The organism is Pantoea sp. UYEF8, from assembly GCF_040546285.1.
GTDB classification, from domain to species: domain Bacteria; phylum Pseudomonadota; class Gammaproteobacteria; order Enterobacterales; family Enterobacteriaceae; genus Pantoea; species Pantoea brenneri.
This window is the reverse complement of record NZ_JBEPNM010000008.1, coordinates 31,781-44,305: the sequence shown is the minus strand read 5'-3', so window position 1 is coordinate 44,305 and position 12,525 is coordinate 31,781. Positions and strand designations below refer to the sequence as shown.

Annotated in this window: 14 protein-coding genes; 11 read left to right on the top strand and 3 right to left on the bottom strand. The window is 56.2% G+C overall.

Annotated features, from left to right (window positions below; translation table 11 throughout):
• Positions 1-134: 134 nt before the first annotated feature.
• Positions 135-1,532, top strand: a complete 1,398-nt coding sequence (locus ABIB18_RS15460; protein WP_072051015.1) for a sugar porter family MFS transporter — start codon at positions 135-137, stop codon at positions 1,530-1,532.
• A 72-nt stretch (positions 1,533-1,604) separates the two neighbouring features.
• Here ABIB18_RS15460 and ABIB18_RS15455 read toward each other — a convergent pair whose 3' ends face one another.
• Positions 1,605-2,864, bottom strand: a complete 1,260-nt coding sequence (locus ABIB18_RS15455; protein WP_279810346.1) for an O-antigen ligase family protein — start codon at positions 2,862-2,864, stop codon at positions 1,605-1,607.
• Positions 2,854-3,963 carry a glycosyltransferase gene (locus ABIB18_RS15450; protein WP_031375775.1) on the bottom strand — a complete coding sequence of 370 codons (1,110 nt, stop codon included), beginning with the start codon at positions 3,961-3,963 and terminating at the stop codon, positions 2,854-2,856. Before ABIB18_RS15450 ends, ABIB18_RS15455 begins: the two co-directional genes overlap by 11 nt.
• Positions 3,964-4,245: 282 nt before the next feature.
• On the opposite strand from ABIB18_RS15450, the gene ABIB18_RS15445 reads away from it, so the two are divergent.
• The 6 genes from ABIB18_RS15445 to ruvX all read left to right on the top strand — a co-directional run bounded on the left by ABIB18_RS15445 (position 4,246) and on the right by ruvX (position 8,479).
• Entirely contained in the window at positions 4,246-4,758 is a 513-nt protein-coding gene (locus tag ABIB18_RS15445) for a SprT family zinc-dependent metalloprotease (protein WP_082097610.1), read from the top strand.
• 78 nt (positions 4,759-4,836) lie between these two features.
• Positions 4,837-5,544, top strand: a complete 708-nt coding sequence (gene endA, locus ABIB18_RS15440) for a deoxyribonuclease I (protein WP_354474728.1) — start codon at positions 4,837-4,839, stop codon at positions 5,542-5,544.
• A gap of 74 nt (positions 5,545-5,618) precedes the next feature.
• Complete coding sequence (gene rsmE, locus ABIB18_RS15435) at positions 5,619-6,350, top strand: 16S rRNA (uracil(1498)-N(3))-methyltransferase (RefSeq protein ID WP_069728848.1); 732 nt, start codon at positions 5,619-5,621, stop codon at positions 6,348-6,350.
• Positions 6,351-6,464: 114 nt separating this feature from the next.
• Entirely contained in the window at positions 6,465-7,409 is a 945-nt protein-coding gene (gshB, locus tag ABIB18_RS15430) for a glutathione synthase (RefSeq protein WP_031375778.1), read from the top strand.
• Positions 7,410-7,496: 87 nt separating this feature from the next.
• Positions 7,497-8,060: a YqgE/AlgH family protein gene (locus ABIB18_RS15425; protein ID WP_069728847.1), complete on the top strand. Its 564-nt coding sequence runs from the start codon at positions 7,497-7,499 to the stop codon at positions 8,058-8,060.
• The gene (gene ruvX, locus ABIB18_RS15420; RefSeq protein WP_031375780.1) at positions 8,060-8,479 is read left to right on the top strand and encodes a Holliday junction resolvase RuvX; all 420 of its coding nucleotides are present in this window, start codon (positions 8,060-8,062) and stop codon (positions 8,477-8,479) included. The genes ABIB18_RS15425 and ruvX overlap by 1 nt, the downstream gene beginning before the upstream one ends.
• Here ruvX and ABIB18_RS15415 read toward each other — a convergent pair.
• Positions 8,473-9,468, bottom strand: a complete 996-nt coding sequence (locus tag ABIB18_RS15415; RefSeq protein WP_031375781.1) for a type IV pilus twitching motility protein PilT — start codon at positions 9,466-9,468, stop codon at positions 8,473-8,475. The genes ruvX and ABIB18_RS15415 overlap by 7 nt on opposite strands.
• 14 nt (positions 9,469-9,482) lie before the next feature.
• Here ABIB18_RS15415 and ABIB18_RS15410 point away from each other — a divergent pair, with 14 nt between their 5' ends.
• The 4 genes from ABIB18_RS15410 to hemW are packed head-to-tail and all read left to right on the top strand — an operon-like array spanning position 9,483 to position 12,504.
• Positions 9,483-10,190, top strand: a complete 708-nt coding sequence (locus tag ABIB18_RS15410; protein WP_031375782.1) for a YggS family pyridoxal phosphate-dependent enzyme — start codon at positions 9,483-9,485, stop codon at positions 10,188-10,190.
• Positions 10,191-10,202: 12 nt separating this feature from the next.
• Positions 10,203-10,757, top strand: a complete 555-nt coding sequence (locus ABIB18_RS15405; RefSeq protein ID WP_354474724.1) for a YggT family protein — start codon at positions 10,203-10,205, stop codon at positions 10,755-10,757.
• A gap of 21 nt (positions 10,758-10,778) precedes the next feature.
• On the top strand, positions 10,779-11,372 hold the full coding sequence (locus tag ABIB18_RS15400) for an XTP/dITP diphosphatase (RefSeq protein ID WP_069728846.1): 594 nt from the start codon (positions 10,779-10,781) through the stop codon (positions 11,370-11,372).
• Positions 11,365-12,504: a radical SAM family heme chaperone HemW gene (gene hemW / locus ABIB18_RS15395; RefSeq protein ID WP_354474722.1), complete on the top strand. Its 1,140-nt coding sequence runs from the start codon at positions 11,365-11,367 to the stop codon at positions 12,502-12,504. The genes ABIB18_RS15400 and hemW overlap by 8 nt, the downstream gene beginning before the upstream one ends.
• Positions 12,505-12,525: the final 21 nt, after the last annotated feature.

Below are 12,525 nucleotides of genomic sequence, written 5' to 3'. Positions count from 1 at the left end.
CCGGGCAAAAAATGCTGAATTTCAGGGTTTCAGCGTGTGTAAACGATTACACTGATGTGATCGGACTCACTTTTTTCGCGCAAAGATTTTTTTAACATTGATAAAAACAATGATGGATAAACCTGGAGGCTAAAATGCCTGGCAATACACACAAGAGCAGAACATCAAATAAGGCGATGACCTTATTTGTCTGCTTTCTGGCGGCCCTTGCGGGTCTGCTGTTCGGTCTGGATATCGGCGTGATTGCCGGTGCACTGCCGTTTATCGCAAAAGACTTTAACGTTACCGCCCATCAGCAGGAGTGGATCGTCAGTTCCATGATGTTTGGTGCCGCGGTGGGTGCTATCGGCAGCGGCTGGATGTCCTCCCGCCTGGGCCGTAAAAAAAGCCTGATGGCCGGTGCGATTCTGTTCGTGATTGGTTCACTCTGGTCGGCAATGTCACCTAACCCGGAAATGCTGATCAGCGCCCGCGTCCTGCTGGGTCTGGCTGTCGGTATCGCGTCTTACACCGCCCCGCTTTACCTTTCTGAAATTGCACCAGAAAAAATTCGCGGCAGTATGATTTCGCTTTATCAGCTGATGATCACTATCGGTATCCTGGGCGCTTACCTGTCCGATACCGCATTCAGCTTTACCGGCAACTGGCGCTGGATGCTGGGCATCATCACCATTCCTGCTCTGCTGCTGCTGGTTGGCGTCTTCTTCCTGCCAAACAGCCCACGCTGGCTGGCGGCGAAAGGCAATTTCCGCGATGCGCAACGGGTGCTGGATCGTCTGCGTGACACCAGCGAACAGGCGAAGCGTGAACTGGACGAGATTCGTGAAAGCCTGAAGATTAAGCAGTCTGGCTGGGGTCTGTTTACCAGCAGCAGCCACTTCCGTCGTGCGGTCTACCTCGGCATTCTGTTGCAGGTCATGCAGCAGTTTACCGGCATGAACGTCATCATGTATTACGCACCGAAAATCTTCGAAATCGCCGGCTTTACCAATACCACTGAGCAGATGTGGGGCACGGTAATTGTTGGTCTGATCAACGTACTGGCAACCTTTATCGCTATCGGTCTGGTCGATCGCTGGGGTCGTAAACCAACCCTGATCCTCGGCTTTATGGTGATGGCAGCCGGTATGGGCGTGCTGGGTACCATGTTGCATTTCGGCATCCATTCACCGGGCGCGCAGTACTTCGCCGTGGGTATGCTGCTGATGTTTATCATTGGTTTTGCGATGTCAGCCGGTCCGTTGATTTGGGTGCTGTGTTCCGAAATTCAGCCGCTGAAAGGCCGCGACTTCGGTATCACCGTTTCCACCACCACCAACTGGATCGCTAACATGATTGTCGGTGCGACCTTCCTGACAATGCTGAACACGCTGGGCAACGCCAATACCTTCTGGGTCTACGCGCTGCTGAACCTGTTCTTCATTCTGCTGACGGTGATGCTGATTCCTGAGACCAAAAACGTCTCGCTGGAGCACATCGAACGTAACCTGATGGCCGGTAAAAAACTGCGCGACATCGGTTCACAGAATTAATCATCAAGCGTAAAAAAAACGGCGGGGTTTCTCTGGAAACCCCGCCGTTTTTATTTTATCCCTCGCCTCACGCTAGATCCGCGATGGTGCTACCGGTAGCCGTATACAGCAGAGCGCCAGCGCCATAATGAAAATGGTGGCGGTCTGGTTATAGGGCAGCACCGAATCGGTCAGTCCGGCGACAAACAGCGCCAGCAGCGGCAGCGCCACCCCACGCAGATCGCAGCGCTTCATTCCCCCCGCCAGTGCCACCAGATACAGCAACGCCAGCGACGCGGTCCCGAGCCATCCCTGCAAGGTGGTAACTTCCAGGAACTCGTTGTGCATGTTGTATTTAACGTTGGTGTAGCCTTCAAGGTTATTCGGGTAGTGCGCGGTAATAAACTGACGCGCCTGAGTAGTCCGCTCATCCGGGGTCGCAAAACCGGAATGATGCTGAATAAAGTTAACTGCCCCGCCCCAGATCGCGACCCGCGCGCCCAGCGACGTTGAACTATTGGAACCGTAGTTCTCAATATCCTGCACCCCTTCCACCCAGCGATTGCTGGTCATCAGCACCAGAACAGCCAGCAAACCCACCACCAGCACGCTGATGCGCCAGTTTTTCAGCATCGACAGACGATAGGTCTGTAACAGGAACAGCAGGCCAACCGCCACCAGGGCGATAATGGTGACCCGGGTGCCGCACAGATAGAGCAACGCAAAGGTGACGAGTAAGGCGGCCACGTCAGCAATCTTCCAGTAAGCCTGGGTCTCAAAGCGACTCAGCCAGAGCCAGGCGCAGTAGATAAACAGAATCATGTAGGAGGACATTGACGCCGCTTCGGTGGTGAGCTTAATCCGCACGTTGGCGGTATAGAGATGCTCATGAATGCCGAAGCCCAGGGAGATCAGCAATCCCAGCAGGATCAAAACTTTCCCTGCCCGCAGCGTATTGAGCGACACCTGCTGGCCGTAAATCGCCAGGCTCAACAGGACAAATGCGCCAAGCAGCAGGCGCTTAGCGCCCAGCAGATAGTTGCTGATGTTGGTGATACTGTCGCCCGAAGGGGCTGTCTCAATCGCTTTGACCTGAATCGCCCAGACCAGGCGAATCAGTGAAAAGATAATCAGCACGATAAACAGGGCGATAAAAAAGCGGTTTGGCTGAAAAGCGATTTTCCGGCGCACCAGGCCATAGGCTATCGACGCCACGGACAGGTAAGAGACAATGTAGAAGATTTTTTGTGGCAGGCCGGTGACGAACATATTCAGCGCCAGCGCCAGGCAGAGCGCGATGACAGAAAAATTCACCGCTAAGGACAATCCGTTGAGTTCGGTCTTATTCGTCATGCTTAACCTCTGAGAGGCGGTTAAGCACGTCCTTCAGATGCTTCATATAATTCTCCTCATAAAAACCGGTAATGCTCTGTTTAATAAGCTGGTGATCGGGAAAGTGAACCTCCCCGCTCAGGGCACTGAGAATGGCAGCCAGCGCTACGCTGTCATTTTTTTGGTACAGTTGACCGTTGATGCCTGGCTTAATGATTTCCGCCGGTCCACTGACGCAGTCAGAGGAGACGCAGTAAACGCCGCGTGACATCGCTTCCAGCAGGATCAGCGGGAAGCCTTCAAAGTTGGAGGTCATCACCAGGCAGGTGACCTGTTTAATCTCGCGGATCACGTAATCCCAGGCATTCTCCTGCCAGCCATGCCAGGTGATGCGATCCTGAATTCCCCGCTGCGCCACATACGCCTGGCAACGCGCCAGATCCTCTCCGTCGCCGACAATCTCCAGCGTCCACGGCACCTCAAGCAGGCTGAGCGCATCAAACAGATCTTTAAGCTGCTTCTGACGCTCGAAATGGACCCGGCCGATATATAAAAATTTCAGTTCCGCCGGCCTGCCGATCACGCTGTCGTTGCGTTTTACCGGGTTATAAATCACGTCAATATCCGCCGCGCTGGCACCCAGCTCGACCAGCTGCTGCCGGATCTGCTGACTGATGGCAAAATGGTGATCGGCGCGCAACAGATAGTGAGGACGATAACGCTCACGCGGCGGCAGGTGCATCCAGCTCGACAGCACGATTTTGCGGCCGGAGAGGGTAATCGCCCGGCGCGTCATCAGGCAGGGAATGGTGTTTAAGGTAATGACGTGATCGGGCTGGTAGCGACGAAAAAAAGCCGCCATTCGCAGCGTATGAATGAAGTTCTTTATTTTTTTATTACGCAGGGTGCAGACGCTTTCCTGTAACACCGCATTAGCGGTCCAGGCGCGTGAATGACTTTCTTCGCCGCTGTTGATGATAAACAGCCCGGCTTCGCATTCCGCGTCGGCATTCAGTGCCGTAATCAGCTGACCGGTCACGTTCTCCATCCCACCGCGTCCCGCCATCAAATCAGTGACCAGCACAATCCGTTGTTTCTTTAGGTTATTATTATCTTTCATCGCTTTATCCGTGCCCTGTGCCTTTCACCTGACCTCCATCCACCCTGCGGCGAATTTTAACCATAGGATATTCTAAAAAAGAGCATAACAATATTTAAACCAAAATTATCACCTGACAGCCGATGCGGGCGGTAGCGCCGGTTTCAGCCCGGCCGTCGCGGTGCGCACAGGCCTGACGAAGCAGCATCCGTCTACCGGCCGCCGGCGCATAAACGGCATCGGTAAGCGGCGATCTGTTCTGCCCGGTTGAGTTCCCGCGTGACGCCGATTATTCTGAGCGCCATGAAAACACCTCGTCTCCCCATTGCTCTGCAACAGGCCGTGATGCGCGCGCTGCGTCAGGCGCTGGAGCGCGCCAATCTGGCACTGAAAACGAACTATCCTGAACCGACGTTGCTCTATCAGCAGCGCGGCACCGCTGCGGGCACCGCCTGGCTGGAGCCGTGGGAAATCCGCCTTAATCCGATCCTGCTGCTGGAAAACCAGCAGGCGTTCATTGAGGAGGTGATTCCGCACGAACTGGCGCATCTGCTGGTGTGGAAGAAATTCGGTCGCGTGGCGCCGCATGGCAAAGAGTGGAAGTGGATGATGGAGCAGGTGCTGGGCGTACCGGCGCGACGTACCCATCAGTTCGAGGTGCAGTCCGTCCGTAGCCGCACCTTTGCTTATCGCTGCCAGTGCCAGCAGCATCAGCTCACGGTACGCCGTCACAATCGGATACTTCGCGGCGAGAGCGAATATCGCTGCGTTCACTGCGGCAGCCTGCTGAAAGCCGGTGAGTTTGTGCCCGCCTGAGCCGATTTCCCATTCCGCGTTATTCCGCATTCTGTTACCCTGCCGCCCTTTTTAGAGCAATGAGTAGAAATCTGGAATATGTCTCGCATAATTAGTCTGGCCGTTGCGCTGTTATGGGTTCCTTTTGCGGCTGACGCCCTGAACCTGAATAATTACCATCAAAACAATTTCCAGCAGGCCAAAGTCTTTGCCGCTGAAATCAACGCCGATGCGCCGGGATCCTTTTACTGCGGCTGTAAAATTAACTGGCAGGGAAAAAAAGGCGTGCCGGACCTGAACAGCTGTGGCTATCAGGCGCGTAAAAACGCCAATCGTGCGGCGCGCATTGAGTGGGAACACGTTATGCCGGCGTGGGAATTTGGTCATCAGCGTCAATGCTGGCAAAACGGCGGCCGTAAAAATTGCAGTAAAGATCCGGACTATCGTCGCATCGAAACCGATCTGCACAACCTGCAACCGGCTATCGGCGAAGTGAATGGCGACCGCGGTAACTTCGCCTACAGTCAATGGAACGGCAGTGAAAAGCAGTATGGTCAGTGTGAGATGAAGGTGGATTTTAAACTTAAGCAGGCAGAGCCACCGGCGCGCGCACGCGGCGCCATTGCCCGCACCTACTTCTATATGCGTGACCAGTATCATCTGCGAATTTCGCGCCAGCAAACCCAGCTGTTTACCGCCTGGGATAAGCTCTATCCGGTGACGAAATGGGAGTGTGAACGTGACCAGCGTATCGCGCGGGTACAAGGCAATCACAATCCTTATGTGCAGCAGGCTTGCCAGCGCTAAAAAGCCTGCCCTAAACTAGCTCTTTTCCCGATGACGCCGTGTCATTCCACACGGCGCTTAGTTCCAGGAACCTTATGCGCATACCTCGCATCTATCACGCCGGGCCGTTGAGCGTTGGCAGTGACATTACGCTGGATGAAGATGCATCCAATCACGTCGGCCGGGTGCTTCGCATGTCGCCGGGACAGCATCTGGAACTCTTTGATGGCACTAATCTGACTTTTGCAGCAGAGATCACGCATGTTGATAAAAAGCGTGTAAAAGTATCGGTCACAGAGAGCCAGCCGGACGATCGCGAGTCGCCGTTGCACCTGCATTTGGGTCAGGTGATGTCGCGCGGTGAAAAAATGGAGTTCACTATCCAGAAATCAATTGAGCTGGGAGTGAACGTCATTACGCCGCTATTTTCCGAGCGCTGTGGCGTGAAGCTGGACGCTGAACGCCTGGCTAAAAAGATTCAGCAGTGGCAGAAGATTGCTATTGCCGCCTGCGAGCAGTGCGGCCGTAATCGCGTGCCGGAAATCCGTCCGGCGATGACGCTGGAAGCCTGGTGCGCTGAAGCGGAGAGCGGATTGAAGCTTAATCTGCATCCGCGCGCCAGCCACAGTATCAATACGCTGCCGCAGCCGGTTGAACGGGTGCGGTTGCTGATTGGTCCTGAAGGCGGGCTTTCCGCTGACGAAATCGCCATGACGGCGCAGCACGAATTTACTGACATCCTGCTTGGCCCACGGGTTTTGCGTACCGAAACCACCGCGCTGACCGCCATTACGGCACTTCAGGTGAGGTTTGGCGACCTGGGTTAAGCGATACTGCCAGCGGGCAGTCACAGACGCCAGTTCTCTGACGTGCTGACTGAACGGCCCACTGCTGACCGAACGAGACGAGACGGTAACCGCCGCCTCCCTGAGGAGATAATAATGATTAAACTTGGCATCGTGATGGACCCCATTTCGTCCATCAATATTAAAAAAGACACCAGCTTCGCCATGTTGCTGGAAGCACAGCGCCGTGGTTATGAAATTCACTACATGGAGATGCGCGATCTCTCCCTGCGCGGTGGTGTGGCGTTTGCCCGCACCCGTCTGTTAAGCGTTGAGCAGAATCCGGATAGCTGGTATCAGTTTGGCAGCGAGCAGGAGATCCCCCTCGCCGACCTGAACGTAGTACTGATGCGTAAAGATCCGCCATTCGATACCGAATTCATCTACGCGACCTACATTCTGGAGCGCGCAGAAGAGCTGGGCACGCTGATCGTGAACAAACCGCAGAGCCTGCGCGACTGTAACGAAAAGCTTTATACCGCCTGGTTTGCAGAGTTCACGCCGGACACGCTGGTGACCCGCAGCAAAGAGAAACTGCGTGCCTTCTGGCAGGAGCATGGCGACATCATCATGAAGCCGCTGGACGGCATGGGTGGCGCCTCTATTTTCCGCGTGAAGAAAGACGATCCGAACTTTGGCGTCATCACCGAAACCCTGACCGAGCATGAAAGCCTGTTTTGCATGGCGCAGAACTATATTCCGGCGATCAAAGAAGGCGACAAACGCGTGCTGGTGGTGGATGGCGAACCGGTGCCTTACTGCCTGGCCCGTATTCCGCAGGGCGGTGAAACCCGGGGTAACCTGGCAGCAGGTGGCCGCGGTGAAGCCCGTCCGCTGAGTGAGAGTGACTGGGAAATCGCCCGTCGCGTCGGCCCGACCCTGAAAGCAAAAGGGCTGATTTTTGTCGGACTGGACATCATCGGTGATAAACTGACAGAAGTTAACGTGACCAGCCCGACCTGCGTGCGTGAAATTGAGGCAGCCTTCCCCATCTCCATCACCGGCATGTTGATGGATGCCATTGAGAAGCGCCTGGGCTGAGCATGACGCCGGGGCCATGCTCCGAGATCAACCCAATACCGGTGCGGCCGTCGCGTGCCGGTTATTTTTTTGGTACATCGTGTGAGAATGAATTTACAGCATCACTTTTTGATTGCCATGCCTTCACTGCAGGACCCTTTCTTCAAACGTTCCGTGGTCTATCTCTGCGAACATAACGAAGAAGGCGCAATGGGTCTGATCATCAACAAACCGATGGAAAACCTGACGGTTGAAGGCATTCTGAAGAAGCTTAAAATCTCTGCCGAGGATCGCGATCCAACGATCAAACTGGATAAGCCGGTATTTACCGGTGGCCCGCTGGCGGAAGATCGCGGCTTTATCCTGCATTCGGCTCAACGCACGTTTACCTCCAGCATCCGTATTTCAGACAATACGGTGATCACTACCTCCCGCGACGTACTGGAGTCGATTGGCACCGCCTCTCAGCCGAGCAACGTGCTGGTGGCGCTGGGTTACTGCGCCTGGGAAAAAGATCAGCTGGAGAATGAGCTGATGGAAAATGCCTGGCTGACCACGCCGGCCAACAGCAACATTCTGTTCCAGACGCCGATTTCAGAGCGCTGGCGCGAAGCGGCGCGCAGTATTGGCGTCGATATTCACAACATGGCCAGTGACGCCGGACACGCCTGATGTCAACACAAACTCTGTTAGGTTTCGACTTCGGCACCAAAAGTATTGGTGTCGCGGTAGGTCAGCAACTGACCGGTACCGCTCGTCCGCTGACGGCCCTCAAAGCGCAGGACGGCGTGCCGGACTGGCTGCAAATCGAAAAGCTGCTGAAAGAGTGGCAACCCGATTTTGTGGTAGTGGGTTTACCGCTGAATATGGATGGCACCGAGCAGCCGCTGACTGCCAGGGCACGCAAATTCGCTAACCGGTTGCACGGCCGCTTCGGTATCCAGGTCGAGCTGCAGGATGAGCGTCTCAGCACGGTCGAAGCGCGGGCCGGACTGTTCGAACGCGGCGGCTATCGCGCGTTAAACAAAGGTTCGGTCGACTCACAATCTGCCGCCATCATTCTGCAGGACTGGTTCGAGAACCATTACTGAAGCCACCCTTCTGCCTGGCGGGCCAGCCGGCTCTGCTCAAAGGTCTGCATACCGGCCTGTGCGCCGGTCTGCAACAGCGCCGGGATCTGGTGCATCTTGCCTTCACGGATCAGGTTAGCGATGGCGGGCGTCGCCACCAGCACCTCAAACAGGCCGATGCGTTTCTCATCGGTCGACGGCACCAGCCGCTGGGCAATCACCGCTTTCAGGCTGCCCGCCAGCTGGCTGCGCACCAGCGGTTTCTCTTCTGCCGGAAACACATCAACCAGCCGATCGACCGCCTGTGCCGCGCCGCGGGTGTGCAGCGTAGCCAGCACCAGATGGCCGGTTTCTGCCGCGGTTAGCGCCTGACGGATGGTTTCGCTGTCGCGCAGTTCGCCCAGCAGAATCACATCCGGATCTTCCCGCAGCGCTGCTTTGACCCCGAGGCTGAAAGAGCTGCAGTGCAGCCCTATTTCGCGCTGCTGAATCAGTGACTGCTGGCTGTGATGGATAAACTCAATCGGATCTTCCAGCGTAATAATATGGCGCGCCTGCTGGCGGTTCAGCGCATCCACCAGCGCCGCCAGCGTGGTTGATTTGCCGCTGCCGGTCGCGCCGGTGATCAGGATCAACCCATCGCGCTGCTCCAGCAACGCCGGCACTATCGGCGGCAGCCGCAGGCTTTCCAGCGTCGGGCACTGCGCGGCAATGATGCGTAGCGCCAGTGACAGGCCGTTACGCTGCATAAACAGGCTGGCACGAATTCGCTGCCCGTTTGACAGCGTCAGGGCAAAATCGAGCTGCCGGTCGCGCTCCAGCTGCTGGCGCTGCGGGTCATCGAGCCGGTGGTCAATAAACTGCGCCATCCACGCGGCCGACAGTCTGGCCTGCTGCGGCATCGTCTCCAGCTTTCCCTGACGTCGCCAGTAGGGCAAATGTCCGCTGCAAAGGTGCAGATCGGCGGCATTATGCTTTACACTAAGCTCCACCATTTCATCCAGATTCATAATTTCTCCTGACTATGACCTCAATCCAGCACAACCTACAGCAAGTGCGGCAGCGAATCGCCGCCGCCGCCGCGCGTTGCGGCCGCGCACCAGAAGAAATTACGCTGCTTGCAGTCAGTAAAACCAAACCTGCGAGCGCAGTCGAAGAAGCTGCCGCTGCCGGTCAGATCGCCTTTGGCGAAAATTACGTTCAGGAAGGGGTTGAAAAGGTTCAGGCACTGACCGCACATCCTCAGCTGGAGTGGCACTTCATCGGCCCGCTGCAGTCGAACAAGAGTCGTCTGGTCGCGGAAAACTTTGCCTGGTGTCACACCATTGACCGTCAGCGCATTGCACAGCGGCTCAACGATCAGCGTCCGGTGACGCTGCCGCCGCTTAATGTGTTAATTCAGGTAAATATCAGTGACGAGAACAGCAAATCTGGCATCATGCTGGATGCCGTTTCCGGGCTGGCACAGCAAATCGCTGCGCTGCCGCAGTTGCGCCTGCGCGGACTAATGGCGATACCGGCAGCGGAAAGTGACTATGACCGGCAACTGGCGGTGTGCCAGCAGATGGCTGAGGCCTTCCGGCAGTTGCAGCAGGACTATCCGGCTATCGACACGCTCTCGCTGGGAATGAGCGATGACATGGAGGCGGCAATCGCCGCAGGCAGTACGATGGTGCGCATCGGCACCGCCATTTTTGGCGCACGCGATTATGCGCGCAATTCACAACAATAATAGAGGAACTTCATGTTAACAATGACGTTTTTAGTAAAAACGCTGATCGATCTCTACGTCATGGTGCTGCTGTTACGCATCTGGATGCAGTGGTCCCGCTGCGATTTTTATAACCCGCTGGCACAGTTCGTGGTGAAAGTGACACAGCTGATCGTCAAGCCGCTGCGTCGCGTGCTGCCGGCGCTGGGTCCGATCGATACCGCCTCGCTGCTGCTGGCGTTTGTCCTGACGACGCTGAAATATCCGATTCTGTTGCTGATTCAGGTCGGGGTGTTCTCGGTCGATCCAACCAACCTGCTGGTCGGCTTGTTGTCGCTGGTTAAATCCGCCGGCTATCTGGTGTTCTGGGTCATCATTATCCGTTCACTGATGAGCTGGATCAGTCAGGGTCGCGGCCCGATTGATTATGTGCTGATCCAGCTGACCGAACCGCTGATGGCACCGATTCGCCGCGTGCTGCCGGCGATGGGCGGCATCGATTTCTCCGCCATGATCGTCATCCTGGTACTGTATGCCCTGAATTTCCTCGGCATGGACCTGTTCCCGGGTCTCTGGTATCTGCTGTAAATGAACCAAACTGGAACTGTTATGCAAAAAGTTGTCCTCGCAACCGGCAATCCCGGCAAAGTGCGTGAACTGGCGGATCTGCTCTCCGCCTTCGGCCTGGATATCGTCGCCCAGACCGAGCTCGGGGTGGAATCGGCTGAAGAAACCGGCCTGACTTTTATTGAGAATGCCCTTCTCAAAGCACGTCACGCGGCGCAGATCACTGGTTTACCGGCGATCGCTGATGATTCCGGCCTGGCGGTGGATGCGCTGGGCGGCGCGCCGGGTATCTACTCTGCGCGTTACGCCGGTGAAGAGGCCAGCGATCAGCAGAACCTGGAGAAGCTGCTGCAGGCGCTGGAAAACGTGCCAGACGGCCAGCGTCAGGCGCAGTTCCACTGCGTGCTGGTCTATCTGCGTCACGCCGACGATCCGACGCCGCTGGTGTTCCACGGCAGCTGGCAGGGTGAGATCACCCGTGCGGCGGCCGGCGCAGGTGGCTTTGGTTATGACCCGATTTTCTACGTTCCGGCACTGGGTAAAACCGCAGCCGAACTGAGCAAAGCGGAAAAAGGTGAAGTTTCTCACCGGGGTAAAGCATTGACGCTGTTGCTGGAAGCGATGCGTAATGCCTAATCTGCCGCCGTTAAGTCTGTATATCCACATTCCGTGGTGCGTACAGAAATGTCCCTACTGTGATTTTAACTCCCACGCACTGAAAGATGAGGTGCCGCACGTTGAGTATGTGCAGCACCTGCTGCGCGATCTGGAGCAGGATTTACTGCTGATCGCTGACCGTGAAGTACGCACCATTTTCATCGGCGGCGGGACGCCCAGCCTGCTGAGCGGCAGTGCGATGCAGCTGCTGATGGATGGCGTACGTTCGCGTCTGGCGCTGGCACCAGACGCGGAAGTCACCATGGAGGCCAATCCCGGCACCGTTGAAGCCGATCGCTTCAGCGCCTATCAGCGGGCCGGCATCAACCGGATCTCAATTGGCGTGCAGAGTTTCAGTCCGCAAAAACTGCAGCGGCTGGGGCGTATTCACGGTCCGGACGAGGCGAAGCGTGCCGCTAAGCTGGCGCAGGGATTAGCCTTACGCAGCTTTAACCTCGACCTGATGCACGGCCTGCCCGATCAGTCGCTGGACGAAGCGCTCGACGATCTGCGTCAGGCGATCGCGCTTAATCCGCCGCATCTCTCCTGGTATCAGCTGACCATCGAACCCAACACCCTGTTTGGTTCACGGCCGCCGGTACTGCCGGATGATGATGCGCTGTGGGATATTTATGAGCAGGGTCACCAACTGCTGAGCGCCGCCGGTTATCAGCAGTATGAAACCTCCGCCTACGCCAAACCGGGTTACCGCTGTGAACATAACCTCAACTACTGGCGCTTCGGGGACTATCTCGGCATTGGTTGCGGTGCGCACGGCAAGCTGACTCAGCCCGACGGCCGCATCGTCCGCACGGTGAAGACCCGTCATCCGCGTGGCTTTATGCAGGGCAATTATCGCGAGAAACAGTACGACGTCGCCGATATCGACAAGCCGTTCGAATACTTCATGAACCGCTTCCGGCTGCTGGAAGCCGCGCCGCGCAGTGAATTTGTCAGTTATACCGGTTTAGCGGAACAGGTGATTCGTCCGCAGATGGATGCGGCAATTGCGGCAGGTTATGTGGTGGAAACCGCTGATCAGTGGCAGATCAGTGAGAAAGGGAAATTGTTCCTGAATTCGCTGTTAGAGCTGTTTTTGCCAGAAGAGTAACAACTGTGCCTCAGTCCGCGG

Excerpts from the sequence above, each read along its gene's own strand:
- ruvX (WP_031375780.1), top strand. The coding sequence starts at position 8,060 with ATGTCAACACAAACTCTGTTAGGTTTCGACTTCGGCACCAAAAGTATT.
- ABIB18_RS15445 (WP_082097610.1), top strand. The coding sequence starts at position 4,246 with ATGAAAACACCTCGTCTCCCCATTGCTCTGCAACAGGCCGTGATGCGC.
- ABIB18_RS15425 (WP_069728847.1), top strand. The coding sequence starts at position 7,497 with ATGAATTTACAGCATCACTTTTTGATTGCCATGCCTTCACTGCAGGAC.
- ABIB18_RS15410 (WP_031375782.1), top strand. The coding sequence starts at position 9,483 with ATGACCTCAATCCAGCACAACCTACAGCAAGTGCGGCAGCGAATCGCC.
- ABIB18_RS15415 (WP_031375781.1), bottom strand. The coding sequence starts at position 9,468 with ATGAATCTGGATGAAATGGTGGAGCTTAGTGTAAAGCATAATGCCGCC.
- rsmE (WP_069728848.1), top strand. The coding sequence starts at position 5,619 with ATGCGCATACCTCGCATCTATCACGCCGGGCCGTTGAGCGTTGGCAGT.
- ABIB18_RS15455 (WP_279810346.1), bottom strand. The coding sequence starts at position 2,864 with ATGACGAATAAGACCGAACTCAACGGATTGTCCTTAGCGGTGAATTTT.
- endA (WP_354474728.1), top strand. The coding sequence starts at position 4,837 with ATGTCTCGCATAATTAGTCTGGCCGTTGCGCTGTTATGGGTTCCTTTT.
- hemW (WP_354474722.1), top strand. The coding sequence starts at position 11,365 with ATGCCTAATCTGCCGCCGTTAAGTCTGTATATCCACATTCCGTGGTGC.
- ABIB18_RS15405 (WP_354474724.1), top strand. The coding sequence starts at position 10,203 with ATGTTAACAATGACGTTTTTAGTAAAAACGCTGATCGATCTCTACGTC.
- ABIB18_RS15460 (WP_072051015.1), top strand. The coding sequence starts at position 135 with ATGCCTGGCAATACACACAAGAGCAGAACATCAAATAAGGCGATGACC.
- ABIB18_RS15400 (WP_069728846.1), top strand. The coding sequence starts at position 10,779 with ATGCAAAAAGTTGTCCTCGCAACCGGCAATCCCGGCAAAGTGCGTGAA.
- gshB (WP_031375778.1), top strand. The coding sequence starts at position 6,465 with ATGATTAAACTTGGCATCGTGATGGACCCCATTTCGTCCATCAATATT.
- ABIB18_RS15450 (WP_031375775.1), bottom strand. The coding sequence starts at position 3,963 with ATGAAAGATAATAATAACCTAAAGAAACAACGGATTGTGCTGGTCACT.